This window comes from Nocardia amamiensis NBRC 102102, assembly GCF_001612745.1.
Lineage (GTDB): Bacteria > Actinomycetota > Actinomycetes > Mycobacteriales > Mycobacteriaceae > Nocardia > Nocardia amamiensis.
This window is the reverse complement of sequence record NZ_BDBA01000113.1, coordinates 16,820-42,886: the sequence shown is the minus strand read 5'-3', so window position 1 is coordinate 42,886 and position 26,067 is coordinate 16,820. Positions and strand designations below refer to the sequence as shown.

Below are 26,067 nucleotides of genomic sequence, written 5' to 3'. Positions count from 1 at the left end.
GGCCTTCGACTACACCCCATCCCTGACCTCGATCAGCCCGACTACGGGCCCGGTCTCGGGCGGGACCTCGGTCACCCTCACCGGGATAGGCTTCACCGGAGCCACGGCCGTCAACTTCGGCACCGATCCGGCGACCTCTTTCACCGTCGTCTCCGACACGCAGATCACGGCCACATCCCCAGCGGAAACGGGCACCGTCCAAGTAACCGTCGTTACCCCAACCGGGACCAGCAACGGTGTCACCTGGACCTATACCCCGTTCCTGGCCTCGATCAGCCCGACCTCCGGGACCACCGCAGGCGGGACCTCGGTTACCCTCACCGGTTTGGGTCTGACCGGAACCACCGCGGTCACTTTCGGTGCCACACCGGCAACCGGGGTTACCGTCGTCTCCGATACGCAGGTCACGGCCACATCCCCAGCGGGAACAGGCACCGTTCAGGTCACCGCCACGACCGCGAGCGGCACCAGTAACGGCGTCAGCTACACCTATGTCTGACGGCTATAGTTTGGCTGGGCCGTCGGTGCGCTATCGCCGGCGGCCCAGCCGCGTCGCGGTTGAGGGGATTGCGGTGAAATCTCCGGCACACAGGCGGCATTGCAGGGGTGAGGGGTATTTCGGTTGGCTCCGTACAGGACTGACCGGAGCCACTGCAGTGACCTTCGGTGCCGCACCGACAGCCTCGATCACCGTCGGCTCCGACACCACAGATCGCGGCCGGCTTCCCCGCCGGGACAGGCACCGTGCAAATCACCGCCACAACCTTTGGAGGAACAAGTAATGCAGTCAGCTTTACCTGTGTTCAACGGTTGATGCGGCTGGGCCGTCGGCAGGCTGTTGCCGACGGCCCAGATTCGTTGCGGTTGAGCGAATCCAACAGAGCCTTCGTCACCGTGGACGGAGGCTGCAGGGGTAAGGGGGTTTTCGTTGGCGACCGTACTCAAGATGCTGCTGGCGGAGCGGCATCTCAAAAGTCATCCGGATTTCCTGACCGCGTACGACAGGTGCGCGGCGCAGCTCGACCCGCCCATTCCGCCGGGGCATGGGCCGGCGAAGGCGCAGTACTACCAGTGGTTGTCGGGTCGCATGGTCGGGCTTCCGCGCGACTATCACTGCCGGGTGCTGGAGAGAATGTTCCCGGGCTGGACTGTTGAAGGATTGTTTCAGATGGCCAATTCCACACCGGCGCACCCCAGATCACACGAGGTAGGTCCGTCCGGAACCGACATCCAGCTCGAGGCGTTTCTCGGGACCGAGATGACCACCAGGGGAACCACTCTGGTGTACCCGCGACTCGAGCTGTCCAGACCGTCCGTGGACGCCCTGGGAGTGGCGGGGATCTCCCTTCCCTTCGGGACGCAGACCGGCGTCGACCTGCCCTCCGTCGTGACGGAGAGCGAAGTTCGCGGACTGCTGTATGTGTTCTCCTTGCTGCAACGCCACACCAGCATTCGGGCCGACGTACGCAGCGACCGCGACATGGTCGCCCGCTCCGACCGGCCGTATATCAGCTTCGGGCTGAGCGGCAACGGCTGCACCCATCTGTATCTCGAGACCGTCGCGCGTCCGTTGTTCACGATCCGTGACAGCACGGCCTCGGACGGCTCTCGTTCGATGCGCCTGCGGTTGAGCGACGGCAGCGAATACGACTCGAACGACGACCGCAATATCGGCGTCATCGCGCGGGTGCGGCCCAGTCCGGACATCCACCCGGACCGATATTGGATCTATTGCGGGGGTCTGGGCCCGCACGGCACCGCCGGAGCGGGTTGGTATCTGGCCACCTCATGGAGTCCGCTTCAGCAGCGTGCCGGTGATCGCGAGTTCGTCGCGGTCATCGGCGTCGACGAGTACTCCGACCGGACGACCAGTTTGGAGCATCTGCTGATCGCATCGCGGGAGTAGAGCTGCGGCACTTCGGCGGACCAGGCACGACGAAGAAGGGCGCACTCGTGAAGTATCGGTCGACTATGGTTGCCGTGGCGCGGTTCCCGCTGGACCGCCCACGGCACCGTGAGCTGCTGTTCTGGGTTGTTCCGGTGTGCGAACGCGAGCGCGTCAATACCCGGCGGGCAACGCGGCGAACATATCTCGTGTCACGGCGACGGCATTGTCGGAACTACCGCCTTTGACCAGCATCGTGGCGAACGCCATGTCGCCGCGGAACCCGACGAACCAGGAGTGCGAGCCGGCGTCGACTTCGGCCTCGCCCGTCTTGCCGTACACCTCGCCCTGATCGGCGATCCGCTCGGCGGTGCCGCCGATGACCACTTTGCGCATCATCATGCGCAACCCTGCGATCACGTCCGGGGCAAGCGCGGGGCGGTCGCCGTCGACCCGGGTCGGCCGTCCCGCGATCAGATAGGGCACGGGCGCCGAGCCGTGCGCGATGGTCGCCGCCATGAGCGCCATACCGAATGGGCTGACCACGACTCTGCCCTGGCCGATGCCGTCCTCGGTGCGCTGGACCAGATCGTCGGCGGGCGGCACCGAGCCGGAGGCCGTTGGCAGTCCGACCACCGAATAGGCCGGGCCGACACCTAGTTTCGCGGCGGCGTCATGCAGCGCGGGCCCGGGCAGTTCACTGGCGAGTTTGGCGAACGACGTGTTGCAGGACCGCTCGTACGCGGTGACCAGCGGCACGCTGCCGACCGTGAACAGGTTGTAGTTGGGGATGGTCCGCTCGCCGATGATGATGTGGCTCGGGCACGGCAGCATCGTGTCGGGAGTCGCCAGACCGGTCGACATGGCCGCGGCCGCCGTGACCGTCTTGAATATCGAACCGGGCGGGTATTGGCCGATCGTCGCGATCGGACCGTCCCGGTCGGCCGCCTTGTTCTGCGCCACCGCCAGGATCGCGCCGGTGGACGGGCGCAGCACCACCATCATGGTCTGCTCGGTGCGCGCGTCCACGGCGCGCTGCGCGGCGTTCTGCACATTGCGGTCGACGCTGAGCGAGAACGACGGCGCGGGTTGGGACGGCACGTCGATGAGCACGTCGGTGTCGGCGCCGTTGGCGTTCATGGTGACCACGCTCCAGCCCGCCCTGCCGTCCACCTCCGCGATCACCGTCTTACGCACCTGGGCGAGCAGATCCGGCGCGAAATCGCGATCGGTGGCGACCAGATCCCACTGCTGGGTCAGCGTGACGCCGGGCAGGCCGATGAGATCGGTGGTCACTTGACCGGATTCGTTCTCGTTGAGCAGGGCGACGGTGTGGGCGCCGGTAGTCGCCTTCGCCGCGGCGAGGATCGACTGCGGAGTCAGTGATTTGTCGAAGCGGTTCAGCGCCGCGGCCAGAGTCGTGGCCACCGCCGCGGCATCGGGTGCCTGCGCCGCGGCGAAAGCGACCCGGGACACCTTGCCTGGCACCAGCACGTCACTGCCGGACTGCTCGTTGACCCGCGCGCGCGGCGGCGGATTGGAGCGCAACGCCATGGTCTGGGTGTCGCCGAGCCTGGGATGGATGTTGGCGGAGGTCCAGCGGACCATCCAGCGCCCATTGCTGCGGCCCATCTGCAACTGACCCGAGTAGCTCCACGTCCGGTTCTTGGGCAACCGCCATTCGTAGGTGTAGTCGACGGTCGCGGTGTCGCCGGTCACCCGTGCCGCGCCGGTGCGTGCGGTGAACTGCTCGGCCTGCAACTGGTTCCAGGCGGAACGCAATGCGTCGCTTGCCTTCTCGGGCAGATTGGTGAGTTCGGCGGCGGCGGCCACGCGATGCTCGGCGAATGCCTTGACGAACGCGTCCGCCGCGGGCACCGGGCCCTGTGCCTGGCCCGCGCAACCCGCGGCGGCCACCGCGGTCACCGCGACGGCCAGCGAGAGGAGCATCCGAGTCCGCATCGGCACCGATGGTAATGGCCACCGGCAGGCAAAAGCCTGCGGCACTCCGGAATTCACCACGGATGCGCGGTCAATCGACGAGGACGGTGGCGAAGGTGGCGATCTGACGGAACCCGACCCGGCTGTAGGCGCGGCGGGCGATCCGGTTGTAGTCGTTCACATACAGGCTAGCGGTGCGGCCGGAGGCGACCACCGCGCTCGCGACCGCCGCGGTGCCCGCGGTGCCGCGGCCCTTTCCGCGATGGGCCGGATGCACCCAGACCCCTTGGATCTGGCCGGTGCGCCGGGACAGCGAGCCCACCTCGGCCTTGAAGACGACTTCCCCGTCCTCGAAACTGGCCCAGGCGCGGCCGGATTCGATCAGGCTCTGGATGCGGCGGCGGTAGCCGCGCCCGCCGTCGCCGGCGCGGGGATCGACACCGACCTCCTCGATGAACATCGCGATCGCGGCCGACAGGTAGCGCTCGAGCTCGGCCGGACGCACCCGGCGCACCGCCGGGTCGGGCGTGGCCAGCGGTGGCTGGGAGAGTGCGAGCAGCGGTTGTTCGCCGCGCAGTTCCCGTTCCGGGCCCCAGTGCACGGCCAGCATCTCCCACAGCGGCAACGCCAGCTCCCTGCGGCCCACCACCGAGGAACAGATGCGCGGCCAGCGAACCGCCCGCTCGGCGAACGCGCGCAGCGCGTCTCGGTCACCCAGCAACGGCACCAGGTTCGCACCCGAGAAGCACAGCGACTCCGCCGGACCGCCCCTGCTCCACAGCTCGCCCTGACCACACCGGGTATCCAGACCGAACTCCTGTAGTCGGGCGGCGACCATGCAGGAGGCCACCGGATCGGCGTCCAGCACCCGCAGTACTTGCGCCAGGTCCCGATTCGCGAGCTGCCGCGCAGGGGCGTGTTTGGCCCGTCGCGCCGGCTCCAGCAGACTCCGCACGGTGACAGCCTGCCACGAACCGGCGCCATACGGTATGGCTATGCCGAAAGCCCAGGTCGGCGCGTTTCGGCTCAGCCGACCGTGACGACCGGTTCGCCGGTGCCCGCGCCCTCGCCCATCTCCTCGGCGATCCGCATCGCCTCTTCGATGAGCGTTTCGACGATCTGCGCCTCCGGGACGGTCTTGATGACCTCGCCCTTGACGAAGATCTGGCCCTTGCCGTTGCCGGAGGCCACACCCAGATCGGCTTCGCGTGCCTCGCCGGGCCCGTTCACGACGCAGCCCATGACGGCCACCCGCAGCGGCACCTCCATGCCCTCCAGACCGGCGGTCACCTCGTTGGCCAGGGTGTACACATCGACCTGCGCGCGTCCGCAGGACGGGCACGACACGATCTCCAGCTTGCGCGGCCGCAGGTTCAGCGACTGCAGGATCTGCCCGCCGACCTTGACCTCCTCGGCGGGCGGCGCCGACAGCGACACCCTGATGGTGTCGCCGATACCCTCCGACAGCAGCGCACCGAACGCCACCGCCGACTTGATCGTGCCCTGGAACGCCGGACCCGCCTCGGTGACACCAAGGTGCAGCGGGTAGTCGCACTGCGCGGCCAGCTGGCGGTAGGCCTCCACCATGATCACCGGGTCGTTGTGCTTGACCGAGATCTTGATGTCGCCGAACCCGTGTTCCTCGAACAGGCCCGCCTCCCACAGCGCCGACTCGACCAGTGCCTCCGGCGTGGCCTTGCCGTACTTCTCCATCATCCGCTTGTCCAGCGAACCGGCGTTCACGCCGATGCGGATCGGGATCCCGGCGGCGCCCGCGGCCTTGGCGACCTCCTTGACCCGGCCGTCGAACTCCTTGATGTTGCCCGGGTTGACCCGCACCGCGGCGCACCCGGCGTCGATCGCGGCGAAGATGTAGCGCGGCTGGAAATGGATGTCGGCGATCACCGGAATCTGGGATTTCCGCGCGATCGTGGCCAGCGCGTCCGCGTCCTCCTGACGCGGGCAGGCCACCCGCACGATGTCGCAGCCCGACGCGGTCAGCTCCGCGATCTGCTGCAAGGTGGCGTTCACATCGTGCGTCTTGGTCGTGGTCATGGACTGCACCGAGATCGGGTGATCACTGCCAACCCCGACATTGCCCACCATGAACTGGCGGGTCTTGCGCCGGGGAGCGAGCACGGCCGCGGGAGCGGTCGGCATCCCCAATCCGATTGTGCTGGTCACCTTCGGCTGCCTACTTTCGTCGTGTCCGGGCACATTCGGTGCCGAGTCTAGCCTTGGCGCAGCACGGCCACCCTGTGACAGCAGCGACAACGCTTCCCCGGCCGACCGCGACAGACTACGTCGCGAACCGCATCTCCCGGCTATCGCCCCCGGTCAGAACAGCCTGATCGGATTGACGATGTCGGCGGCCAGGGTGAGCAGCATGTACGCGCCGCCGATCACGACGAACACGTAGGTCACCGGCAGTAGCTTCAAGTAGTTCACCGGCGCACCGGGTGCCAGGCCCTTCCAGCCGCGAATGGTGTTGCGGATCTTCTCGTAGATCACCACCGCGATGTGGCCACCGTCCAGCGGGAGCAGCGGGAGCAGGTTGAAGACGCCGAGGAAGAAGTTCAGGCTGGCCAGCACCAGGATGAACATGTTCCAATAGCCGCGTTCGGCGGTCTCACCGCCGATCTTGCTCGCGCCGTAGACGCTGACCGGAGTCTCCGGATCACGCTCGCCGCCGGTGACCGCGATCCACAGCGAGGACACCTTGGCGGGCATCTGGGTCAGCGAGTCCACCGTGCGCACGAACATGTCTCCGGTGAACGCGCCCGCGGCGGGAATCGCGGCCAACGTGTTGTACTGCACGGGTTCGTAACGATCTGGTCCCACTCCGACGGCCCCGATCTCGCGGCCCGCCCCGCCATCCCCCGAGTAGCGCATCACCCGCTCTGGGGTAACAGGGATGGTGAGGGTTCGGCCATCACGCTCGATGAGGTAGGTGAACGGGCCCGTCTGCTTCTGGGTTTCGCTCTGGAACTGCTTCCAGGTGTCCACCTTGACGCCGTTCACCTCCTTGACGATGTCACCACGCCGCAATCCAGCGCGCTCCGCCGGGCCGGCGCCGGTGCACGGCTCGTAGGAACCATCCGGACGCTGCTGCGACACGCAGCTCACCTCGCCCAGCGCGGTGGCGGGCGGCTCGGTCAGGTTCGGCAACCCCCAGCCGACGGCGAGCACCACGATCAGGATGAAGCCGAGCACGAAGTTCATCGCGATGCCGCCGGACATGACCAGCAGCCGTTTCCAGGTGGCCTGGCGGTACATGGCGCGGTCGAGCTCCTCCGGGCGCAGCTCGTCCAGCGCCGTCATGCCCGCGATGTCGCAGAAGCCGCCGAGCGGGAGCGCCTTGAGGCCGTATTCGGTTTCACCGCGGCGGAACGAGAAGATGCGCGGGCCGAAGCCGATGAAATACCGCCGCACCTTCATTCCGGTCGCCTGGGCGGTCCACATGTGCCCACATTCGTGCAGCGCGATCGACAGCGTGATGCCGAGGGCGAACAGCACGAATCCCAACGCGAACACCATTTGCTCTACAGCCCTCCTGCGTTTGCGCAGCTCGAATATCCCGCACGCACGCGTCCGCTCCTGGCCGCGAGCACTCTGATCACCCTAACCGGACACCGCCCGACCCGGTGTCTTCAGTGTGCCAGGACGCGGTCGCTCCGCGAGTCCGATCCGCCTCACCCGGTCAGCCGCGGACCCGGGCGGTGGCGAATTCCCTGGCCCAGGAGTCGGCGGCGAGGACCTCGGCGAGCGAATCCGGCTCGGTGCGCCACTGCCCGGCCGCCTCGACCGCGGCGGCCACCGTCCGCACGATATCCGGGAAGCGGATGGCGCCGTCCAGGAAAGCCTGCACCGCCACCTCGTTCGCGGCGTTGTAGACCGCGGTGACGCTGCCGCCCGCCTGCCCGGCCGCGCGGGCCAGCTCGACGGCCGGGAAGACCTCGTTGTCCACCGGCTCGAATGTCCAGGTGGAGGCGGTGCTGAAATCGCAGGCCGAGGCAGCGCCGGGCACTCGGTCCGGCCAACCGAGAGCCAGCGCGATGGGGAGTTTCATGTCCGGCGGACTGGCCTGGGCAAGCGTGGAGCCGTCGGTGAAGGTGACCATCGAGTGCACGATCGATTGCGGGTGCACCGTGACGTCGATGCGGTCGTAGGGAATCCCGAACAGCAGGTGCGTCTCGATCAGCTCGAGTCCTTTGTTCACCAGCGAAGCCGAGTTGAGCGTGTTCATCAGGCCCATCGACCAGGTGGGATGCGCCTTGGCCTCGGCGGGATCGACCGATTCGAGCATTTCCGCCGTCCAGCCCCGGAACGGGCCACCGGACGCGGTGAGCACCAGCCGGTCGACCTCTTCGGCGCGACCGCTGCGCAGGCACTGCGCCAGCGCGGAATGCTCGGAGTCGACCGGGACGATCTGGCCGGGCGCGGCGGCGCGTGTCACCAGGGAACCACCCGCGACCAGGGATTCCTTGTTCGCCAGGGCCAGGCGGGTGCCCGATTGGAGGGTGGCGAGGGTGGGCTCGAGTCCGAGCGAGCCGACCAAGGCGTTGAGCACGACGTCCGCCTCGGTGCGACGCACCAGCTCGGTCACCGCCCCCGGACCGCCCAGGGTCAGGTCCAGTTGCCGCGCCGCGGACGGATCGGCGACGGCGACGTTGCGCGTGCCGGTGGCGGCCATCTGGGCGGCGAGCAGCTCGGTGTTGCCGCCGCGCGCGGCGAGTCCGACCACCTCGAAGCGGTCGGGATTGGCGGCGATCACCTCGAGCGCTTGGGTACCGATGGATCCGGTGCTGCCCAGCAGCAGGACTCTGACTATGTCGGACACGACCTCATTGTGTCCTACCGCCGAGAACCCGTTCGACGGACGCGGGGCTGTGCACGCTGTCGGCATGAGCGGAGCTCTCTGTGGTCACGCTTCGCTACCTCCTCCGAGCCTGACCGCTCATACCGGCTTACAACGACGCACCGTCGTATGTCACGATATGCGGCAGTAGCTCATCGAGTGCGTACCGGAACCTGGTACAGGAAACAGCTAAAGGAGCGATCGTGGCCGCCACGGAACTCGAACACGCCGACACCGAGCGCGGCATCGTCACTCGCGTGGATCCCGCCGAAGTTCCCTCCGCCGCCTGGGGTTGGAGCGGCGAGTCGCGTCGCACCTTCCGGATCGCGGGCTGGATCGTCGCGCTGATCCTGGTGGCCATGCTGGTGGGCAACCACAGCGGCCAGGTCGAGAACATCTTCCTCATCGGCTTCGCCGCCGCGATCGTGGGCGTTCTGATCCGCGACTCGTGGTTGCAGCGCAAGCCGCGCTAGTTCCGCAGGACTTCGCCAGGAGCCCGACGCACTCAGCTGCGATTACCGCCCGCGGCGCCGGGTGGGCTTCTTCTTCGCCGCGCTCGAACGGCCGCCTGTGCGTTCGGCGGGCGACTTCCGCTGCGGTTCCGGGTTCTTCGCCCGGGCCGGAGCGCGCGAGCTGCGTTCGGATCGGCCGCGCACCACGCCGATGAAGTCCTCGACCACGTCCATGGTGCCGTCGGCGGGCCAGGCCAGGGCGATCTCGGTCTCCGGGACATCGACCAGGGTGCGGTAGACGAGGTCGCGGCGGTGGTGCAGACGAGCGAGCGAATGCGGCACGATGGCCGCCCCACCCGCCGCGGCGACGAGTTCCAGCGCACCGCCGACCGTATCGACATCCGAGGTGTCCTGGAGATGTTCGTCGGCCAGGTCAGCTTTGCGCACCTCGTCGAATACCGAGATCGGATGGTCCTTCTGCACCACCGCGACCGGGACCTCCCGGTAGAGCGGGATGACGCTCATGCCGTCGCGGTCGATCGGCAGCCGGACAAAGCACATGTCGACGCGTCCCGCACGCAGCGCCACTTCTTGGTCGGCTTGCGCGAGCGCGATGACCTCGAGCGGGGTCTCGGGGAACCGCTCGGCCCAGATCCTCGTCCACTTCGACACGGTGACACCGGGCACGAAACCCACCCGAAGAACCGCGGAAGCCTGTGGCTGCTCGGCAACCGTCACCTCCGCGCGCGCGATGATCGCACGCGCCCGCTCCAGCAACTCCCGCCCGTCGCCGGTCAGCTGTGTCGGCTGCGCACCCGGCACGAAAAGCTTCGTCCCGAGCTCATTCTCCAAGTCGATGACGGTTTGGCTCAGCTTCTGACGCGAGATACGCAGCGCCTTCGCCGCACGCGCGAAATGCAACTCCTCGGCGACCGCGACGAACCAGCGCAGGCGCAGCACATCAATCGACTCCAACCGGCTCACTCGTGGAAGCGTATGCCACCGCACCGTCCGGACCTCCGGGCAGCCGGATCAAAGGGCTGCCTCGCCTTCGCTCGATCCGGCGTGGAAATTCCGGCTGCCCGCGCCCGTTAGGCTGTATCGGTGAGCCCGGACAAAAAACCGCAGATGATGAAGCCACTGACGGCGGCGAACAAACTCGGTATCTATCTTCCGGCCGCGCCAGAGGAGTTCCGCAACGCGCCGATCTCTCGTGCCCAGCTCGACGCGCTGCGCAACGACCCGCCGGAATGGCTCATCGAGCTGCGCCGCAACGGCCCCTTCCCCCGTGACGTGGTGTCCCGCAAGCTCGGCGTCTCCAACGCAGGCCTGGCCCGCGCCGAGGTGTCCGACGCACTCACCGCCGAAGAAATCGGCACTTTGCTGGCCGACCCGCCGGAATGGCTGCTTCGCGAACGTGAGAGCTACGCCGCGGTCCGCGCGGAGAACGCACGCATCAAAGCGAAGGAAGCCGAGCGCCGCGCCACGACCAACCGCCCGGCGAAGAACCGCGGCTAACCCGTCCCCGACCCCGGATGGGCGCCGGGCGAGAGCCCTGACGCGGCCCGGCTCCCGGCCAATGATCACGACAACCTCCGGTCCCGTGCCAGCCGACGTGCTGACACGAACATCAGAGGCTCGAAATCCCGAAAGGATTCACTTCTCCCTGGGGATTGCCCGGTTGACCAGGCGCGGACGCGCGCTCGGCCGATATCTAGGCCTGTTCCAGTATGTCGAACGGAATCGTCGCCTCGACCGGGTCATCGAGCAAGAGCACACGCCGATGGACCGTGTGCACCAGGTAGCGGCGGCCGGACCAGTCGAGGCGGTATTCCTCGATATCCTCGATTCGCTCCTCCTTCTGGTCCAGACGGACGATCAAGTACCGGGGAATGCCCGCAGCCGCGTACTGAATTCGCTTATCGGTGATATCGACGTCGATGGTCGATTCGGACGTCACCTCCACGACGAGCAGAATGTGCTCCCGTACCATGTTGACGTCGTACGGCTCACAGTCCCGAATCCAGATGTCGGGATAGCGGATGTTCAACCGCCGATCGGCCCCAGAACACTCCGCGTCAGCGAATCGTGCGGCGATGTCGGAATCCACCACCAAGCACGGCCCACCATCACGTCGCGCTGCCTCCAGCAACCCAGCCAAACGCCGGACCACCCGGCTGTGCAGGGGGCTCTGGGCCATCAGCCGCACAACGCGCCCGTCAACGATCTCGATGTCACCGAGCCCAGCCGCCGCGCCATCGGCGAACTCCTCGGCCGTCAGACGCAGTTCGGTTTGCTCGTCGGGAGCGCTCATGCCGGACATCATTGCAGGCCCAACCGCACCGGACCACTGCGCGGTCAGCCGCGGACGGGAGGCCCTACTCCGGCAGCAGCCCGTGTTCCATCGCGAAGACCGCGGCCCCGGCGCGGGTGCGACGACCGGTCTTGTCGTAAATGTGCGCGAGATGGTGGCCCACCGTGCGCTCGGACAGCACCAATTGCGTGGCGATTTGCCGGTTCGACAGACCGCGCGCGGCCAGCCGGAGCACGTCGAGCTCGCGTTCGGTGAGTCCGCAGGGCAGGTCGGTGCGCGGCTTGCGCAATCCGGTCGCCTCCACCACCGCGGCGCACGCCTCCCGGTCGAGGTTGCCCGCCGAGGCGGCGTCCAGGAGTTCGCGAGCAGCGTCGTCCGGGGAGAAGGCGGGACGATACGGCCGCGGCTCGGTGAGCGCGGCGAAAACATCGGCCGCGGCGAGGATCCGGGCCGGCTTGGAGAGGTCTCGCCCCCGGATGCCCCGGTGATAGCCGCTGCCGTCGAGGCGTTCGTGATGACCCGCGGCGATGTCCGCCAGGTCGGCCAGTCCGGGGCAGCGGCGCAGCACTCGCTCGGTCCAGTAGGTGTGCAGCCGGACGCGTTCCCAATCGCCGGGCCCGAGCGGGCCGGGCCGGTCCCAGATCGCGCTGGACACCCCGACGCGCCCGATATCGTGCAGGAGTGCCGCCGCGCGCAGCGCGTCGCGATCGCCGGGGTCCATTCCGCACAGTTCCGCGGCCCCGCCCGCCAGATCGGCGACATGTCCCGAATGCCCCAGCAGCCAGCGGCCTTTCAGATCCACCACGATCGCAAGGGCGAGGCACAGCTGGAGCCGCTCGCCGGGCCTGATGCGCAACGGCACCCCGGGTTCCCCGTGGACCACGGCAGTGAGCACGTCCGGTACATCGAGGCAGTCCCACACGGCGTCCGCGTCGGCGGCGAACAGGGCCACCAGTTCGGGGTCGAGATGCCCGCCGGCCCGTCGCCGCAACTCCTCCGCCGCACCGCGGCGGCCCCGCTCGGCCGCGGCGAGCACCGCCTGCTCGGCGACGTGCACGATCCGCCCGGTCAGCGAAATCGCCTCACCCTGGAGCCGCTGCGGGGCGCCCAGGCCATCCCAACGCTCCTTCACCTCGGTGAGCGCCACCACCGCCGCCTCGGGAAGCCCGAGCCGGGGACCGAGGGCACGGCTGACTTCGCACACCGACCGGACCGCTGCCGCCGCGTGCGTCGGGGTGGTCGTGACGAACCGGTCCCGCAGCAGTGCCTGGCTATCGGGCGCCCACGAGCCGAACTGCGCCAGCTGCGCCGCGAAGACCGGCGTATCACCCGGATCCAGCACATGGTAGGCCCGCTGGAAGGCGACGTCATCGGCGAACGACGCCGCGTTCTCCGAGGCGCGGCTGGTGCAGCCGACCGCGCCGAGCAGGGCTGCGTGAAAGACGGTCCGCCGGTCGGCCTCGTCCAGACCGATCCGTTCCGCGAGGCTGGTGGCCACCAGGCAGGTCGCCAAGCCCTTCTCGAACGGCGCCCCGGTCGCGAGGTCGGTCGTCAGCGACAGCGCGGCGAGAACCTCGGTGACCCGGATGGAGGCGGGCGGGATCGACACCCTCCCACGGTAGTTCGCCTCAGGCAGCGCGTCATTCGGAACTCGCCGAATGGATAGGTCGATCGACCGATGTGCCGGACAGGTCGCGCGCCGACCATTGGCAGCAACGTCATTCGCACCTACGAAGGGAAATCTCATGTCCCGACCACCTCGGCGTGGACGCCGCGTCGCCGGTGCACTCCTGGCTGTCGGCGTCACTGTGCTCAGCGGCACGGTGGGCGGCCTCGCCCTGCCGACCGCAGGCGCTTCCAGTCATCGCGAAGCCCCGCTGATCGCCGGTGATCCGGCGGTGGACAACACCGACGTCTACGCGTTCGTCAGCCCGGACAAACCCGACACAGTGACCATCGTCGCCAACTGGTTCGGCCTGCAGGAGCCCAACGGCGGCCCGAACTTCTACCCGTGGGCCACCGAGGCCAATTACGACATCAACATCGACAACGACGGCAACGCAAAGCCGGACCTCAGCTACCGCGTCACCTTCACGACCGACGACCGGCGCGGCGCACGGACGTTCCTCTACAACAACGGGCCGGTCACCGGCCTGAACGACGAGAATCTGCTGTTCCGCCAGAACTACACCGTGTCGGTCAGCCACGGCGCGAACGATTGGCGCCCGATCGCACACGGCCAGGCTGCTCCGTCCTACACCGGTCCGGCCTCGATGCCCGACTATGGCGAGCTGCGCAAGCAGGCAACCGAGAATCTGCCGGGCGGTGGCACCGTGTACGCCGGCGCCGCGGAGGACCCGTTCTTTCTCGACCTGCGGGTGTTCGACCTGCTCTACGGCGGCGACCTGTCCGAAGTCGGCACCGACACACTCGCCGGGAAGAACGTCAACACGATTGTGCTGCAGGTGCCGATGCGCGATCTCGCGCTGAAGAACGACCCGGCGCGCAACCCGGTGATCGGGGTGTGGAGCGACACCGAGCGCCGCACGCTTCAGCTCAGCCCTGGGGCCGCCACGCCGGTCGGTGCGTCGGTGCAGGTGTCGCGGCTCGGCAACCCGCTGGTGAACGAGGTGGTCGTCCCGGTCGGGCTGAAAGACGCGTTCAACGGACTCGAGCCGGTCGGCGACGCCGGGGTTCCCCAGGTGGTCGAGCGGGTCACCAAACCCGAGTTGCCGCAGCTGATCGAGTCGATCTACCAGGTGCCCGCACCCGCCACCCCGCGCAACGACCTGGTGGAGATCTTCCTGACCGGCATCGCGAAGAAGGCGCCGACCCTGGACGGCAGCGCGCCGCCCATCCAGGCCGACCTGAACTCGCAGATCCTCAACGCCGATGCCCATGCCGCGGCGTTCCGGCCGTCGGAGATGCTGCGGCTGAACATGTCGGTACCGCTGACGGCTCAGCCCAACCGGCTCGGCGTTCTCGCCGGTGACCTGCAGGGATTCCCCAACGGCCGACGACTGACCGACGACGTGGTCGATATCGCGCTGCAGGCCGTGGAGGGCGCGGCGCAGACCGGCAAGCTGGTCGACGCGCTCGCCACCGGGGACAAGGTCGATGCCAACGACGCGTCGTTCTCCAGCAGCTTCCCCTATGTCGCGTTGCCTGCGACGGGTACGACCGCGCCTGGCCAGTCGACGGGCGCGACCGGACCCGCAGCGGCGCCGCAGGGCGACGACGGTATGCCGTGGATGCCGATCGTAGCCGGAGGTGCCAGTGCCGCCGCGGTGGTCGCAGGCGGAGGCTGGTTGCTGATGCGGCGCCGGGCGAACCGGTCGACAACGCTCAACCCGCCACCGAGCGCCTGATATCCCGGCCCGGGTGGCGGGATCCGATCCCGCCACCCGGGCAATCACCGAATTCGTTTCCGTACCACTCGAGGTCCCGACATGTCCGCAATCCTTTCCCGCGTGCGCCGCAAGCCCGTGCTCGCGCTCCTCCTGATCGGGCTGATCGCCGCCATTGTGAGCGCAACCGCGCTGATGCCCGACAGATCACCGACCACCGAACCGATCCCCGCCGACCCGTTGGCTGCGCAGATCGCCCAGATGCGAGAACAGCAGGACCGGCTGCCTGGCAATGCGACCGGCTGGGCCGCGCTGGGCGCCGCCTACGTCGAATTGGCCCGTATTACCGGGGATCCGGAGAACTACGGCCAGGCGCAGCGGGCGCTGGATCGATCGCTGGAACTGCAGCCCGAGGAGAATGCCGAAGCGCTGATCGGGCTGGGCGCGCTCGCCAACGCCCTGCACGACTTCACCGCCGCGCGCGGCTACGGCGAACAGGCCCTCGCACTGCGGCCGAACAGCGCCGACGTCTACGGCATCTTGATCGACGCACTGACCCAGCTCGGCGACGCCGACGCCGCCACCGCGGCGGTCCAACGGATGCTCGACCTGCGTCCCGGTGTCCCGTCGTTCACTCGCGCCGCCTACGACCTCGAACTGCACGGTCGCACCGACGACGCCCGGCAGGCGCTGCAGATGGCGCTCGCCGCCGCCACCACCGCCGACCAGATCGCCTTCTGCCGCTACCACCTCGGCGAACTCGCGTTCAACACCGGCAATCTGGACGAAGCCGAAAACCAGTATCGCGCAGGCCTTCTGGCGAGCCCGGACAACGCGGCACTGCTGCAAGGCACCGCCAAAGTGCTCGCCGCTCGCGGCGATGTCGACGAGGCGATCGCGCAATACACGGCGTTGACCACCCAGGCGCCGCTGCCGGAGTACCTGATCGAGTTCGGCGAGCTGCTCGACTCGGCGGGTCGACCCGACGCGGCGGCCGCCAAGTATCGCGAGGTCGCCGACCAATTCCGGCGACTCGAGGAGCAGGGAGCCACGGAATACCTGGACGCCGCTCTGCTGGCCGCGGACCACGGCGATCCCGTGGAGGCGGCGCGACTGGCGCAGCTGGAATTCGACCGCCGCCAGAGCATCCTCACCGCCGACGCGCTCGCCTGGGCGCTGCACAAGGCAGGGCGCAACGACGAGGCGATCATCTACGCCGACCGCGCGGCTGCCCTGGGTTGGCGCAGCGCCGCCCTCGCCTACCATCGCGGCATGATCCTCGCGGCGCTCGGCCGCACCGATGACGCCGCCACCGCGCTGACCGATGCGCTGCGAATCAACCCCTACTTCTCACCCCTGCACGCCCCCCGCGCCCAACGAGCCCTCGACTCGCTCATCGCTCGATGAAACAGCGGCTCTCGCCGCCGGTGCCGCGTCAGGCTTCGGCGGCGATCAGTCGTACAGCGCCGCCAGCCCTATGAGCACTACATCCGAGTCCTCATCGGCCCGCTGCCGTAGGGCATCGCTGAATCCGGCACCGCTGAAACACGCCAGTCGACAGCGACTGACCTCCCAACCAGCCCTCGCCAGCAACTCGCGCGCCCGGGCGAGCCGATCCAGGTGGTTGACACCCATCGTCACGCCACGCTTCGCCTCGCCGATCAGCGACACTGCCGCCTTATGCCCACCGTCCCCTAGTTGCGTTACCGCCACATCGATCTGAATCTGCCTGCGCGCGACGGGATCAGTGACGACGCCACTGCCGACTTCGCCGAATCCCGCATCCGGACTGAGCATGTCGATGCCGTCACCGAGCATGAACTCTCGGCATATCGCCTCGAAGTGCGGCCCGGCGACCTGGGCCGCGAAACGCTCCTTCGACCGCGCCCACACCTGCTGCGCCTGACCGCTCTCCAGCCGGGCCCATGCCGGACGCATCACGGCCTCGTAAAAGGTGATGAGAGGCTCAGTTATGCGGTAAACGGACTTGCCCGCCCGGAAGACATCCTGCTCACGAACCAGCAGGTGACAGTCCTCCAACACCGTGAGCGGATGAGAGATATCGACGGCCTTACGGCCGATGTAGCCAGCGATTCCGCCACGGGTGTTGTTTCCTTGCGCGACCGCGGCCAGCACCGAGTGATACAGCGCGGTGTCGCGGATCTCTGCCTCCTCGGCCAGCAGATAGCGCGCCTCCCGGAACAACGGACTCAGCGGCGACAGCACCGTGCGACACAGCCACGGATCGAAGTCATCCAGCGACATCGGAACATCATCGGCCAAGAACTGCCGACGATACGCCGGGGTCCCACCCAACACCGCATGCAGTCGCGCCGCCAGCGCCGGATCGGTCGCCACCTCCCAGAACGCCGCAGCGTCGCGATACCCGAACGGACGCACCACGAGCTCGAGCTGAGCGCGCCCACGCAAGGGCGCGTTACTCGCCAGCAACCCACCCATGACCGACATCGCCGACCCGCACAAGAGCATCCGAATCCCGCTCGGCTCGGTCTGATAGCGGTCGATCTCCCGTTGTATCAGCGACGGCAGTTCGGGCACCGCCTTCACTAGGTACGGAAACTCATCGATGACCACCAACAGCGCGTTGTCCGCCCGTTCACGAGCAGCCAGCCCGAACAGATAGGCCACCGCGTGATCCCAGTTGTCGAACGAGATCGGCACCTCCGCGCCGGTGAACTCTGCCAGCGCAGCACCGAATTGCCGCAACGACTCCCCGCCCGTAGCCGTCGTCGCACCGAAATAGAACCCGCCGATTCGCTCGACCAACGCACGCAACAGATATGTCTTCCCCATCCGCCGCCGACCACTGACAATACCCAGGAGCGCGGTTTGCCCCCGCCGTGATGCGAACGACACCAGGCCGTCCCACTCCACTGCCCGGTCGAATAGGTGATCCGGCTTCGTGGCTCCGATCCGCTGCGACACCTCGCTCCTCAACTATTAGGAGTTAACTCCTTAGGAGCATACTCCTAACAAACGATGCCTCTGCAGTTCGACAACACGATCGCGTCACACGGGGCCGAGATCTTCGAGCAAATCGTCGAGGACCAGTTCTTCTTCTACCTGACGCCCATAGTGCAGCATCTGGACAGCAAGTTCGCTGTCCCACGATGCGATGACTGGTCGTCCGGTCAACTCGGGCGTACCGGTAGCAGCCACGGCGCCATACTCGCGGGTGGTGAAACGCCATGGTGTCCACTCGAAGCGGCGGCGCAGGAAGTTGGCGATCGCAATGCCGTACCAATCGAAGTCGCCGTGATAGCGCAAGTGCGCACCGGCCGCGGTGGCGAGTTCCAGGATGCGTAGGACCGCAGCACCCGGCTGCCCGCCGGTGCAGATCAGCGGGCCGCAGTCCGAGCCGTGCAGGTCTGCCGCGGCGGCCACCACCGAAGGGTTCTCGCAGATGGAGATCACCTGGCCAGGGCTGAATTCCGGTGCGGAGCCGACCAATTGGCGCAGGGTCAGCACCACGGGCTGACCGGCTTCTCGCCAGATCCGCAACGCCCGCCCGATGGCGGTGTGCGTATCCCCGGGCAGACCCATCGTGAGCACGGTGCTGCTCAGTTCGTCGAGGACAACCCCGGTCGAGGCCCACGCCGTGCGGCGGTCGGCGCCGTCGGGGACACGGCCGAGCCGCCGCGCCGCGCCCAGTGCGAGCGTCGCCAACGGTGCGCCGGCGTCCAAGGCGTGGGCTCTGCCCAGCAGCCGACCGGCGAAACCACCCAGCAACTCACGTTCGACCGGGAGGGCTGCCACGACGGCCCGAAGGCGTGGCATCAGCTCGGCGGCTGTTGCGGGGTCGCCACACAGCCGCCGCACCAGCCCGGTGCGTACGACATCGGTCCACCAGTCCAGTAGTTCGGTGCGGTCGCGGACATACGACGACATCGGGTCGAGCGCGGCCGCCCATGCGCGTTCGAGTTCGGCATCCGCGTCGGCGCGGACTACCACCGGTCCGATCAATTCCCGCACAGCGCCTTCGAGGCCGTCGGAGTGAATACCTGAATTGCGCAATACCGCATCGAGTTTCGCCAGCGGCACGGTCACGCTGGCGCCCGTGCTCGCCCGTCGGCCGAGCAGCCGGTCCACGGCCGCACGCTGCGCGGAGGTCGGATTGCGCAGGCTTACCGTCTCGGTGAGCGGCAGCCCGCGGGCCAGACGCTCCCGGACCCGGTCCACCAGCCACGCTGTGTCCGCGCCGCCGAGCAGCCGCGCCAGACGTTCCCGGTCGTAGCTCACTCCCACAGACCATCCTTGCCTGCCACCGGCTGCTCATCCCGTACCGGAACCAGGGTCGGCGCAGGCTGCTCCACGCGTCTGCGCTCGCGGCCGTCCCACTCCCAGTTCGTGACCAGTACCGCGGCCACGTCGTCGGTGCGGGCCAATTGCGCGATCGCCAGCCCTGGCACCTCCGGATAGCAGCCCCATTCGCGCTCGCTGGTCATCACGACATCCAGATCGAAGGCCGCGAGCAGGCCGAGATACTTCGCGCGCGCGTTGTCGTCGACTCCGGCGAACGCCTCATCCAGCATCACCAGCCGCGGGGCATGCGGATTGCCCGCCGACGCGTAGTGCGCCGACGCGGCGGCGAACAGTGGAACGCTGGCGGCCAGAACCCGCTCACCGCCGGAAGCCGGGCCGGTCGCCGACCGCCACTGGCCGCGCTGCTGCAGTTCGATGACGAACTTGTTCCACTGCCGGTAGTCCAGTGCCCTGGTGAGATGGTCCAGCCAGGTTCCGGCCACATCGGCCGAACGGACCCGTTCGATCTCACGCTGCAAGAACTCTCCGACGGCCGCCCGGTCGGCGTCGTTCCATACATCGGCGGTGCGGCGCAGCTGCCGCAGCGCCGAAGCCGCGCCGGCCGGGGCGTCATCGCCGGGTACCCAGGCCAGGCGCAATTTCATTCCGGTGCTGGTCGGCCGCGCATCCAGTTCGGCGTTCATCTGCGCCACCTGGCGTTCGGCGGCGAGGATCAATTCCTGCAGCGCACAGGCGACCTCGCTGACGAGATGGTTCTCCAGGATTTCGCGTTCGCGTTCGGTGAGCAGGCGGCCGCGGTCGGCGACCTCGGCGTCCAGCGTGGCGGCCAAGGCGGCGACCGTAGTGAGCTTGCCGCAGAATACCACCTCGACCACGATCCCGTCCTCGAGCAGGGAGGCGGTGGTCGAGTTGCCTTGGCGGCTCAACAGATCGCCGAGGTTCTTGTGTTCATCGGTGACGCGCCGCTGGGCACGCTCCAGCGACTTGTCGTCGTCGACGACATCGGCGAGTTCGGCATCGACGGCGCGAGCGAAGACCACCGCAGGATTCGGCGCCCACGGTTCGCCGGCGTCGGGGATTGCGGTGTGCTCGAGAGCAATGTCGAGCAACCGGGTCGTTGCGAACCGTTGCAGAGCAGCAGCGGCGGTGTCTCGTTGCTGCCGTTCCTGTTCCAGCTGGGCGGTCAGCTCATCGCGCTTGCCTTCTGCCCGGCCGGATTCCAGCAGTGTCTGCTCCAAGTCTCTGCCGAGTTCCGCACCGCGACGCTTGTTGTCGCGCAAACCTGCTGCGACCTGAGCGAGCTTGGCATCCAACTCCGCGACAGCGGCGCCGACATTCTCGTTGAGGGTGTCGAATCGCGATTGTGCGCCGATCGCCTCCCGCCGTTCGGTTTCCGCGCGTTCGATAGCACGCTCCCGCCGCTGCACCGCATCGGCGAAGTCGGTCTTCGTCTCCTCCTCGCGCTGCTCGGCGCCGCGCACCACCACTACCGCCGACCATAGTTTCTCCAGCGTCACGCGGTAGTCGGTGAGCGCCTCGGTGATCCGCTCCAGCGACTCCCGGTCCACGGGCAGACCACAGTCGGCGGCGTCGCGGTCGCGGTCGGCCTCCGCCACGGCGTGATGTTCGGCGAGCCGATCGGCCGCGTCCACCGCGACCGTACGCCGTTCGGTTAGCTGTCGCTGCTGGTCAGCAAGTGCATCGACGTGCCGATGGGCCGTGCGCAGTTCGGCATCGCCGGGCAGACCAGCCTGCTCTGCCCGCGCAACCCGCCGACGATCGGCGAGCGCCCGCCGCTCGTCAGCGATCTGCTCGAGTGCCGCCGTGACGATGCCGATCTCGCCGCGTATCTCCGACATCCGGTGCTGGCGCGCCTGCTCGCGGGCTCCGGCACCGAGGTATTGCGCGGCGGGCTTGTGCCATGCGCCGTCGAGGACTCCGATCCGGAAGCGGCCACTGGCGTCGACCCAGGTGTGGTGGGTCGACTCTGGCCCGAAGCCGATGTTGCGCAATACTTTTCGGACCGCTTCCGGAGTAACGGCGCGAGCGTGGGAGTCGCTGTCGTTGATTGCCGGGACCATGACGTCGGCCAGACTCGCACCCGAGGCATACCCGGTGCTGGTCACGATCACGTCACCGGAACGGGCATGCAGCTCACCGTCCGGCGTGACCCAGGCATCCAGGATGCCCGCCGCCTCCACGGCCGCTTCGATCCCGGCCCGGTCGGATTCCGCGAGTCCGCCGGCGAAATCGACCACCTGCCACAGCGGCGCTCCGTCGCGATCGACCCGTGCCGCGGCGTCCCGCGTGTACCGGCTCGGCGGCGCCTCGATACCGCCTTGTTCCAGCCGTTCCAGTTCATCGGTCAACTCCGTCAGCGTGGCACGCCGGCGCTTCTCATCCGCCTCGGCAGCGGCGTCGGCCCTGCTCAGCCGGTCGGTCAGGGCCTCGGCACATGCCCGCACCGCCACTGCCGCTGGATTGTCGCCGCCGAGCAACTGTGTCCACTCCGACAGCTCGTCGAGAACGCCATCGAGATCGTCGAGCCGCAGCTCGGTCGTCTGCCGCAGATGCCGCGCGGTCGCATCGACCAATCGCTGGGCCGCGGCGGCGACAGCCTGCTCGGCCGCATGCCGCTGTCCGGCCAATTCGGCCGCCTGACTGTCGAATTCATCGATCTTGCCGCGGGCGGAGCTCAGCTCTGCTCGCAGCGCATCGACCTTGTCCACCAGTCCCCGGATATGTTTCACCGCAGCCCGCTGGGCGTCGACCACCGAACCCGCCGCACGGCGCAACACGTCGACGGGCGCGGATTCATCGAGGCGGGCGACTACTTCACGGCCATGTGGGCCGCCGACCAGGGCTCGCCCGGCGGCGGAATCCGCGTCGGCGCGACGGCCGGTCACCTCGTGCCGCGCGTTCTCGGCCGCGTCGTGTGCATCCACATACTTGGTTTCACGGTCGGCCGCTACCTGCACGGCGTCAACTCGCTCCGATTCCCGTTGCTCGGCGAGCCTTTCCGCGCGCTCGGCGAACTCGCGCGCGTTGCCGAGGTCCCGGCGGGCGTCCATGGCCTCGCTGTCCTGCAAGGCCTGCCGGTGCTCGAGCAGCCGGATCTCCTCATCACCGACCTCGGTCAACTCGGAGCGCAGCTCACCCTCGCGCTGTTCGGCGGCGGCCAGCGCGGTCCTCGCCTCATTGAGATCCTTGCTCACCCGCTCGTAACGAGAGTGCGCCTGCCGCAGCACCGCGGCCTTACGTCGGCTGGCGATGCGCGCATAAGCGCGGTAATGCGCGAGAAAGCCGCGCGTGCCCGTCAGCGCCTCCCGCATATCGTTCAACTCGTCGCGATCTTCTTGCAAGCTGCGGAAGGCTTCGGCAACGTCGGCGAGAATCGCCTGATCCAGTGGCGGCAGCGATTCGGTCAACGCCTGCGACAGCACCTTCTCACTGGGCCGCTTGGACAACTGCGGCTGCCGGAGTTGGATGAGTAGATCGACCAGTGCGCCGTATCGCTGCTCCCCGAGACCGAACAGTGCTTCGTCGACGGCCCGCCGGTAGTCGCGGGCGGTGTCATACCGCTCGCCACGCTCATCCAGCGCTTCGGCGAGACGGTCTCGGGTGAGCGGAAATCCCTGGCCGTCGACCAGCCACAGCTCGGCACCCACCCGGGCAGAGGTCACGAAGAACCAGTGGCCCGCGATGCCACGCCCGGTCACGGCCTTCATCCCGCAGCCGATCGTGCAGAAATGTTCGACGCCATCGTCGTCGACACGCCCGAACTCCAGCCAGGAGTACCCGATCCGCTCCGGATGCTGGTGGGCGCCGCCGAGCAGCAAGTTCCATTCCATGCGCTTCTTCGGGTCCGCATCGGGCTCGACGCGGTGCGCGGACAGATCGGCGTCCAGCAAGAACGGCAGCATCAGAGCCAGCACTTTCGACTTGCCGGTGCCGTTGTTGCCCCGCAACAGCAGTCTGCCGTCGCGGAACCAGAATTCCTGAACGTCGTAGTAGAACAGGTCGACCAGACCGGCCCGCAACGGCTGCCAGCGGCTGGAGCGCGACTGGGGCAGAGCCTGTTTCACTCGGGGGACTCCTTCGCACGCGGTTGGGTGATCGTGGGCGCCGTGATGCCGTACCGCGCTATGGCCGGCAGCGGCAGGATCCACTCCGGATCGGAGTGGCGGGCCGACCGCTCGACCAGCCGCAGCGCGGCCAACCGATCGACAGCCGTATCCACCAAGGCCAGCTCGGCTCCCGGTTCCGCCGCACCGGCACGCCACACACGTTGCCGGACATAGTCTTTCGATATATCGCGAACGAAGGTCCGCAAGTCCGCGATCGGCACCGGCGTTCCGATGGCCGCGGCCAGCCGTTCGGCGATCAACAGCGTGGCATGGCCCTCCGTGCCGACCTCGGGCATCCGGATATCGGTCAGCTCGTCGTCCGGATCGATCATGGCGATGCCTTCCGCCCGCACTTCCGCGACCAATCCGGTGAACGCCGTAATGCGTGCGCAGATCGCGGCTCGCTGACTGGTCAGGTAGGCCCGTTCGGCATCGCTCAGCCGGTTGTAGTAGAGCACCGGTTCGTCCAGCAGAATCCTGGTGAGGAACTGGCGGATTCGGCGGTTGCGAAGGTCATCGGTGGTGGCGGGAAGCTCACGGTTCAGCTCAGCCAGCCGTTCGGTGAATTCCCCGGCTTGCACCACAGACGGTCCGCGCACGCTCGACAGCAGGCCCGACATGACCCGCCGGCGCACATCGTAGAGCACGTCACCACCATGGTCGACGAAGGACTGTTCCTCTCCCGCAACGCGCTCGAGCACGCCGAGGTCGAGCAGCAGCCGCACCACCGCGACCAGATCGCTACGCTCATCGCGACGTTCGAGGGTGAACGCGATCCCCGCGGACACCAGTTCCGGATCGGTGGCCGCGAGCACGATCTGCTCCGCCAGCCGCCCGAGCGTGATCTGACTGTCCGCGCGTTCCAGCACCGCCAACGCCAGACAGACAAGCACGTAACGCCGGCGTCCGAACGCGACGTTGCGGCCGATATCGGTGGCGGGATGGGTCGAGTCATGATGATCGGCGGCGACCTTGCACAGCCGCGCCACCTCGCTGCTCACCGACAGCCGCCAGCCGGTCTCCTGGTCGAACCACTCCCGCAACTCGCGCGCATGCCGGGCAATCAAGACGAACAGCCCGGCGTCACGACCATCGGCACGCAGCAACGGGCGCCGCAACAACGCACGCGCCGCCTTGCGCTGCTCGGCAGCCCGGGTCGCGGCGAGGGCATCGGTGAGCGGGCTGCTCACGACGCGGCCTCGCGGCGCACGACATCGGTCAGGTCCTCGATGTGCAGCAGATGATCGGGTCCGCGGAAAACACCGGCACCGGTCTCGATCTCGGCCATCGCGGGGCCGGGGAGCTCGACCAAGCGGAGTGAGAGACTGCCGTCGGAGGTCACCGTCTCCACCTCCGCCCGTCCCGGTGTCTTGCTCGCCAGCGCGTCGCCGAGCAGGCGGAGAAACAGCTGGAACGCGCCTGCGTCGAGGTGGCCGACATCCGACAACCGGATCGGACTTCCCGCGACCGCCACCAGCGCGTCCCGCGCCGCGGCCGCCTGCTCGGCCTCCTTGGCCGCCAACTCGGCCAGATAGTGGCGCTGCGCACTGCGGTCGACCACCCGGTTCGGCCGCCCACGCCGCTCGTAGCGTCCGGTCTTGCGCAACCGCGGGCTGATCACCATCGCAGGCGCGTCCGCCCACGATGTGCTCGCCGCAACCGGTTGTTCCTCGCGCGCGGTGAGGGTGTCGGCATCCGCGGTCAGGTGCCGCGACGATTGCAATCCGAATGCGGCCCGCCACAAGCGGTGCATCGACGCATCGTCTGGCGCCTGCGCGAACCATCGGGCGAGGGTATGGAAATCGGCCGAACGATCCGAGCGACCCGCGCGCCGGTCGTTGAGCGCGGCGACCACCGCCAGCATCCGCGGCACCGCGGCCCGGGCTTGGCTGCGCAGGATGGCGGCCTGGCTGGCGTGACCCTGCACGCTGATGAACCAGGCATGGAAACCGGCCCAGCGATCGGCCCACAGCGCGCGGCAGCGGGCGAATTCACGCTCCCGGAAGTCCTCGGTGCCGTCGGGAGCGGCATCAGCCGATTCACGATCGGCCGCGGCGTCGAGCAGCGTCGGCACACCGCAATCCTCGAGTTCCAGCACCAGTTGCGCGATCTCGGCTCCCGTGGCGACCAGGTCCTTGATGAATCGCTCCAGGTACTCGATCAGACGATCCTTGTAGGCGAGGAACGCCTCCACCTCCACGTCCTGCAACTCGATCGTCCGCTGCAAGGACCCCATGAACGCCTGCGCGTTGTCCGCCAGGTCCTGGAACCGGGCCGCGAGGGCCGTCAGCGACAAATGAATCCGCGCGGTGTCCACCTCGTCGGCGCCCGCCAATTCCAGCAGCGCCCGCAAATGCACGACGATATCCGCCAACGCCACCGATTGCAGTGCACCGCGCCGGCCCAACGCCGCGTCGTAGGTTGCCAGCGCCTCCTCGGCGGCCTCCCCTTCCCGCGTCAGCTGATAGAGGAAACGAGCGCGATGGAACTCCTCGACAGTCGTCACACGGCTGGTGTCCGGATCCGCACGCAGATTCCCCCATTCACAAAGCTGCGTCAAAGCATCGACAACAGCCGCGTATTCCGGCGTCTGCCCGCCGGAGACCCGCAGATGATGCTGCACGTCCTCCGGACGCAGATGCACGGTGAACCGCCGCTTGGCTGTCGCGAACGCACCCATGATGCGGCGGTAGAGTCCGGCATTGACCGCATTCAGGTGCGCGAACGGCTTGGGACGCGAGAGCGTCTCATCGGCCACCCTGTTCTCCTCGCTCACGTGGCTGCGAGTCCATCGAACCCCCTCCCGCCCGGATCGCAACGTCCCACGGTAACCCGGCGAAGCTACAGCATGCGCTTCGA

General features: G+C 68.0%; 19 protein-coding genes. 6 read left to right on the top strand and 13 right to left on the bottom strand.

What is annotated here, in order from left to right; all coding sequences use genetic code 11:
• Positions 1–499: IPT/TIG domain-containing protein (locus tag NA4_RS21080; protein ID WP_174552974.1), on the top strand; the 499-nt coding region annotated here is incomplete at its 5' end.
• A 429-nt stretch (positions 500–928) separates the two neighbouring features.
• On the top strand, positions 929–1,906 hold the full coding sequence (locus NA4_RS21075; RefSeq protein WP_157129183.1) for a hypothetical protein: 978 nt from the start codon (positions 929–931) through the stop codon (positions 1,904–1,906).
• 153 nt (positions 1,907–2,059) lie between these two features.
• Here the strand turns inward: NA4_RS21075 and NA4_RS21070 are convergent, their stop codons facing one another.
• The 5 genes from NA4_RS21070 to dxr form a co-directional block, all read right to left on the bottom strand.
• A complete protein-coding gene (locus NA4_RS21070) occupies positions 2,060–3,847 on the bottom strand; it encodes a penicillin-binding transpeptidase domain-containing protein (RefSeq protein ID WP_067472492.1) in 1,788 nt (595 codons plus the stop codon).
• 70 nt (positions 3,848–3,917) lie between these two features.
• Positions 3,918–4,781 (bottom strand): GNAT family N-acetyltransferase, encoded by an 864-nt coding sequence (locus tag NA4_RS21065; protein WP_084497295.1) that lies wholly within the window; start codon positions 4,779–4,781, stop codon positions 3,918–3,920.
• 71 nt (positions 4,782–4,852) lie between these two features.
• The gene (gene ispG, locus NA4_RS21060) at positions 4,853–6,010 is read right to left on the bottom strand and encodes a flavodoxin-dependent (E)-4-hydroxy-3-methylbut-2-enyl-diphosphate synthase (RefSeq protein WP_067472489.1); all 1,158 of its coding nucleotides are present in this window, start codon (positions 6,008–6,010) and stop codon (positions 4,853–4,855) included.
• A 153-nt stretch (positions 6,011–6,163) separates the two neighbouring features.
• Positions 6,164–7,363, bottom strand: coding sequence for a M50 family metallopeptidase (locus NA4_RS21055; RefSeq protein ID WP_067472486.1), 1,200 nt, complete (start codon positions 7,361–7,363; stop codon positions 6,164–6,166).
• A 163-nt stretch (positions 7,364–7,526) separates the two neighbouring features.
• Positions 7,527–8,666 (bottom strand): 1-deoxy-D-xylulose-5-phosphate reductoisomerase, encoded by a 1,140-nt coding sequence (dxr, locus tag NA4_RS21050; protein WP_067472483.1) that lies wholly within the window; start codon positions 8,664–8,666, stop codon positions 7,527–7,529.
• Between the two features lie 221 nt (positions 8,667–8,887).
• On the opposite strand from dxr, the gene NA4_RS21045 reads away from it, so the two are divergent.
• Positions 8,888–9,157 carry a DUF2631 domain-containing protein gene (locus NA4_RS21045; protein WP_067472480.1) on the top strand — a complete coding sequence of 90 codons (270 nt, stop codon included), beginning with the start codon at positions 8,888–8,890 and terminating at the stop codon, positions 9,155–9,157.
• A gap of 42 nt (positions 9,158–9,199) precedes the next feature.
• On the opposite strand, the gene NA4_RS21040 is transcribed toward NA4_RS21045, so the two are convergent.
• Positions 9,200–10,120 carry a LysR family transcriptional regulator gene (locus NA4_RS21040; protein ID WP_067472477.1) on the bottom strand — a complete coding sequence of 307 codons (921 nt, stop codon included), beginning with the start codon at positions 10,118–10,120 and terminating at the stop codon, positions 9,200–9,202.
• Positions 10,121–10,240: 120 nt separating this feature from the next.
• Between NA4_RS21040 and NA4_RS21035 the strand changes: the two genes are divergently transcribed.
• Positions 10,241–10,654: a DUF5997 family protein gene (locus tag NA4_RS21035; protein ID WP_067472474.1), complete on the top strand. Its 414-nt coding sequence runs from the start codon at positions 10,241–10,243 to the stop codon at positions 10,652–10,654.
• Between the two features lie 196 nt (positions 10,655–10,850).
• Here the strand turns inward: NA4_RS21035 and NA4_RS21030 are convergent, their stop codons facing one another.
• Together NA4_RS21030 and NA4_RS21025 are read right to left on the bottom strand one after the other, a co-directional pair.
• A complete protein-coding gene (locus NA4_RS21030; RefSeq protein ID WP_067472511.1) occupies positions 10,851–11,450 on the bottom strand; it encodes a Uma2 family endonuclease in 600 nt (199 codons plus the stop codon).
• A 64-nt stretch (positions 11,451–11,514) separates the two neighbouring features.
• Positions 11,515–13,059, bottom strand: coding sequence for an HD domain-containing phosphohydrolase (locus tag NA4_RS21025; RefSeq protein ID WP_067472471.1), 1,545 nt, complete (start codon positions 13,057–13,059; stop codon positions 11,515–11,517).
• 136 nt (positions 13,060–13,195) lie between these two features.
• Between NA4_RS21025 and NA4_RS21020 the strand changes: the two genes are divergently transcribed.
• Positions 13,196–14,818, top strand: a complete 1,623-nt coding sequence (locus NA4_RS21020; protein ID WP_067472467.1) for a DUF4331 domain-containing protein — start codon at positions 13,196–13,198, stop codon at positions 14,816–14,818.
• 81 nt (positions 14,819–14,899) lie between these two features.
• A complete protein-coding gene (locus NA4_RS21015; RefSeq protein ID WP_067472465.1) occupies positions 14,900–16,204 on the top strand; it encodes a tetratricopeptide repeat protein in 1,305 nt (434 codons plus the stop codon).
• A 45-nt stretch (positions 16,205–16,249) separates the two neighbouring features.
• On the opposite strand, the gene NA4_RS21010 is transcribed toward NA4_RS21015, so the two are convergent.
• The 5 genes from NA4_RS21010 to NA4_RS20990 form a co-directional block, all read right to left on the bottom strand.
• Positions 16,250–17,743: an AAA family ATPase gene (locus tag NA4_RS21010; RefSeq protein ID WP_067472461.1), complete on the bottom strand. Its 1,494-nt coding sequence runs from the start codon at positions 17,741–17,743 to the stop codon at positions 16,250–16,252.
• Positions 17,744–17,827: 84 nt separating this feature from the next.
• Positions 17,828–19,063, bottom strand: a complete 1,236-nt coding sequence (locus tag NA4_RS21005; RefSeq protein WP_218022330.1) for a TIGR02679 family protein — start codon at positions 19,061–19,063, stop codon at positions 17,828–17,830.
• Positions 19,054–23,166, bottom strand: coding sequence for a TIGR02680 family protein (locus tag NA4_RS21000; protein ID WP_067472455.1), 4,113 nt, complete (start codon positions 23,164–23,166; stop codon positions 19,054–19,056). Before NA4_RS21000 ends, NA4_RS21005 begins: the two co-directional genes overlap by 10 nt.
• Positions 23,163–24,398: a TIGR02678 family protein gene (locus NA4_RS20995; RefSeq protein ID WP_067472452.1), complete on the bottom strand. Its 1,236-nt coding sequence runs from the start codon at positions 24,396–24,398 to the stop codon at positions 23,163–23,165. Before NA4_RS20995 ends, NA4_RS21000 begins: the two co-directional genes overlap by 4 nt.
• Positions 24,395–25,966: a TIGR02677 family protein gene (locus tag NA4_RS20990; protein WP_067472508.1), complete on the bottom strand. Its 1,572-nt coding sequence runs from the start codon at positions 25,964–25,966 to the stop codon at positions 24,395–24,397. Before NA4_RS20990 ends, NA4_RS20995 begins: the two co-directional genes overlap by 4 nt.
• Positions 25,967–26,067 lie beyond the last annotated feature (101 nt).

Excerpts from the sequence above, each read along its gene's own strand:
- NA4_RS21055 (WP_067472486.1), bottom strand. The coding sequence starts at position 7,363 with ATGGTGTTCGCGTTGGGATTCGTGCTGTTCGCCCTCGGCATCACGCTG.
- NA4_RS21030 (WP_067472511.1), bottom strand. The coding sequence starts at position 11,450 with ATGAGCGCTCCCGACGAGCAAACCGAACTGCGTCTGACGGCCGAGGAG.
- NA4_RS21070 (WP_067472492.1), bottom strand. The coding sequence starts at position 3,847 with ATGCGGACTCGGATGCTCCTCTCGCTGGCCGTCGCGGTGACCGCGGTG.
- NA4_RS21015 (WP_067472465.1), top strand. The coding sequence starts at position 14,900 with ATGTCCGCAATCCTTTCCCGCGTGCGCCGCAAGCCCGTGCTCGCGCTC.
- NA4_RS21020 (WP_067472467.1), top strand. The coding sequence starts at position 13,196 with ATGTCCCGACCACCTCGGCGTGGACGCCGCGTCGCCGGTGCACTCCTG.